Source organism: Alcaligenes sp. Marseille-Q7550, assembly GCF_965112015.1.
On record NZ_CBCOPU010000007.1, the window covers coordinates 1 to 3143 of the forward strand.

The following is a 3143-nucleotide window of genomic DNA, read 5'->3' on the forward strand; positions in this document are numbered from 1 at the left end:
CAGAACGGATCGAGCAGCGGTTTGGAGGGATCCCAGCCCGACAGGGCCAGCAGGCCGGCGGCCAGGTTCTCGCGCAAGGGCGCGTCGCCCTTGTCGTGGCGCCAGCCCCGCTTGAACAGGGATTCGCCGCTGGTGTCCAGGTAGAAAGTAGCGGTGGTCTCGTCCAGGAACAGGTGCACGCGGGCGTCGGGCCGTACGGTGTCGATGGACGGGCGCGCGCCTTCCAGTTCGCGCAGGCGGTCGCAGATGCCGTCCTTGGCGCGCAGATTGCAGTATTGCAGGCTCTGCATGGGGCTGCGCACGGCCGAGGTGTCCACGCGCAGGGTCTGCTCGGGGCCGAACCAGCGTTCCCAGGGCGTCAGGCGGGCCAGGGCCAGGATATCGTCTTCGTTGCCGACTGGCGCGTGCGAGAGTTCCAGCAGGATGCGGGTGGCCAGACGCGAGGACAGGTTGGCGCGCATGACGCCGATCCAGTCGGCAACGAAATGGCAGCCGGCGCGGCCGGCCTGGACGTGATCGTAGCCCAGGTCCTGGAGCTCGGCCGCCAGGGCTTCTTCCAGACCCTGCGGGCAAGGAGCGAACAGGCGGTACTGTTCGGTCTGGGCGGCCTTGATCTGCACTCGCTCAGTCTGCTGGATGCTGGCGTCGTGCAGGCGTTGGCCCGGACGGGGCGCCTGCGGGCTGTCCACTTTCTTGATGGGCGAATCGTACTGTGGAAAGGCGTCGCCGTTCTTGGCCGGACTGAATAGGCTGCTGCTGCGACTGGCCGATTCGCGGCGCTCACCGGAGAACTCGCGCCGCTCACCGGACTGGGGACGGCGTTCCTGGTCGCGGTTGAAGGCGGGTCGCTCACGGCGCTCGCCGGAGAACTCGCGCCGTTCACCGGATGGGGGGCGGCGGTCCTGGTCGCGGTTGAAGGCGGGACGTTCCTGCTCGCGCTTGCCGGCGTAAGGTCGGGGTTCGCGTTTGGGAGCGCCTTGCTGGCGTTCCTGCTGGCTGACGACGCGCGCGCGCGCGCCGGAGCGCGTGCGTGGTTCGGTGCTGGCGCTTTTCTTTTTGTTGCCTGACACCAGGCTTAGTGTCTTGCGTTCGGGTTGGTCTGACATGAAGAGTGCATTAAAAGGGTTTTACAACCACCAGGATGAGGACCAGCAGCAGAACGATGACCGGAAATTCATTGAACCAGCGGAAGAAGATGTGCGAGCGGGTGTTCAGCCCCTGCTGGAACTTCCGCAGGAAGCGTCCGCACACGCCATGGAAGGCAAACAGCGTCAGGACCAGAGCCAGCTTGGCATGCATCCAGCCTTGTCCCTTGCCTATGCCGTAGTACAAAAACAGCCCCAGGCCGGTGAGCAGCGTCAGGATGGCCAGGGGCGTCATGAAGCGATACAGCCGCCGGGCCATGCCCAGCAGCGTTTCGCGGCTTGCAGCGTCGTGGTCCTGGGCCAGGTTGACGTAGATGCGCGGCAGGTAGAACAGGCCCGCGAACCAGGACGTGACGAACAGAATGTGGAAAGCCTTGAGCCAGAGCATGGTCTAACCGCGCAACTGGCCGTCGCCGTGCAGCACCCATTTATAGGTCGTCAGTCCTTCCAGACCGACGGGGCCGCGGGCGTGCAGGCGATTGGAGGAGATGCCGATTTCGGCGCCCAGGCCGTACTCGAAGCCGTCGGCGAAACAGGTCGGCAGGTTCACCATGACGGAGCTGGAGTCCACCTCGCGCTGGAAGCGTTCGGCGTTGCTCAGGTTCTCCGTGACGATGGATTCCGTGTGCTCGGAGCTGTAGCGGGCGATATGATCCATGGCCTGCTCCATGGAGTCGACGATGCGCACTGCCAGGATGGGCGCGGCGAATTCGGTTTCCCAGTCGGATTCGGTGGCCGGTGTCACGTTCGAGACCAGGGCGCGGGTCTGTTCGCAGCCGCGCAGCTCCACGCCCTTTTCCTGCAACTGACGGGCGGCGCCGGGCAGGAAGGCGGGGGCGATATTGCGATGCACCAGCAGGGTTTCCATGGTGCCGCAGATGCCGTAGCGGTAGGTCTTGGCATTGAACACGATGCGCGCCGCCTTCTCCAGGTCGGCGAATTCGTCCACATAGACGTGGCAGTTGCCGTCCAGGTGCTTGATCAGGGGCACGGTGGCTTCGTCGCTCAGGCGCTGGATCAGGCTCTTGCCGCCGCGCGGCACGATGACGTCCACGAAATCATTCATGGTGACCAGCAGGCCCACGGCGTCGCGGTCGGTGGTGGGCACGACCTGAACGGCTTCCTTGGGCAGTCCGGCGCGCTCCAGGCCGTCGGCGATGATGCGCGCCAGCGCCTGGTTGGAATGGAAGGCCTCGCTGCCGCCGCGCAGGATGGTGGCATTGCCCGACTTCAGGCACAGGGCGGCCGCGTCGATGGTGACGTTGGGCCGGGATTCGTAGATGATGCCGATCACGCCCAGGGGCACGCGCATCTGCGCCACGCGCATGCCGTTAGGGCGGGTGCGCGAGGCGCTGATCTGCCCGACCGGATCGTCCATGTCCGCGATCTGGCGCAGGCCCGTGGTCATGATGTGCAGGGCCTTGTCCGACAGGGCCAGGCGCTCGATCATGGCCGGCGCGATCTGACGCTCGCGCGCGGCCTGCAGGTCCAGCTCGTTGGCGGCCTGCAACTGGACCTTCTGCTCCATCAGGGCGTCGGCCATGTGGCGCAGGGCGTCGGCCTTGGCCTTGCCGCTGGCGGCGCGCATGCGGCGCGCAGCGGCCTGGGCGCGCACGCCCAGGTCGCGCATGAGGGTGGGCAGGTCGCCGGCTTGCTGGGCGGCGGAGGTATGGGTGATGTCGTTCATAGCCGTGAAACTCTCCGGTTCAAGAGAGCATTATCGCAACAAATAAAGGGTTCGGGGCGTTGGGAAGTCAGGCGCGGGCCGGTCGTGTCGCCACGGCGATACGCAAGGTCAGGCGACGCATTTCTTCCCAGGGATCGTTCTGGCGGCCGGCCGGGCGCAGGCCCTTGATGGGCCTGTCTATGTCGTGGGCGTGCAGCACGGCGGCCGGGCAGGCGGCGTCCGGGATGCGCTCCAGGGCCTGGCGCACGAGTTTTTCGCGCGGCCCGAAGATGCGGTGCTGACGGAACAGGGAAGCGATGTCCTGGCCCTGC

The 3143-nt window shown here is 66.3% G+C and carries 3 protein-coding genes and 1 pseudogene; all 4 read right to left on the minus strand.

The window, feature by feature from the left end; genetic code table 11:
• Positions 1-1106 (minus strand): THUMP domain-containing class I SAM-dependent RNA methyltransferase (locus ACWPWO_RS18625; RefSeq protein ID WP_454007870.1); only part of this gene is annotated, 1106 nt, incomplete at its 3' end.
• A gap of 10 nt (positions 1107-1116) precedes the next feature.
• Positions 1117-1533: a CopD family protein gene (locus ACWPWO_RS18630; RefSeq protein WP_454006616.1), complete on the minus strand. Its 417-nt coding sequence runs from the start codon at positions 1531-1533 to the stop codon at positions 1117-1119.
• A gap of 3 nt (positions 1534-1536) precedes the next feature.
• Positions 1537-2832 (minus strand): glutamate-5-semialdehyde dehydrogenase, encoded by a 1296-nt coding sequence (locus tag ACWPWO_RS18635; RefSeq protein ID WP_454007871.1) that lies wholly within the window; start codon positions 2830-2832, stop codon positions 1537-1539.
• A gap of 67 nt (positions 2833-2899) precedes the next feature.
• Positions 2900-3143: pseudogene (locus tag ACWPWO_RS18640) on the minus strand (DNA polymerase III subunit delta); the annotation flags it as partial.

What these genes read in the sequence shown, in the direction of transcription:
- ACWPWO_RS18630 (WP_454006616.1), bottom strand. Translation starts at nt 1,533, where the DNA reads ATGCTCTGGCTCAAGGCTTTCCACATTCTGTTCGTCACGTCCTGGTTC.
- ACWPWO_RS18635 (WP_454007871.1), bottom strand. Translation starts at nt 2,832, where the DNA reads ATGAACGACATCACCCATACCTCCGCCGCCCAGCAAGCCGGCGACCTG.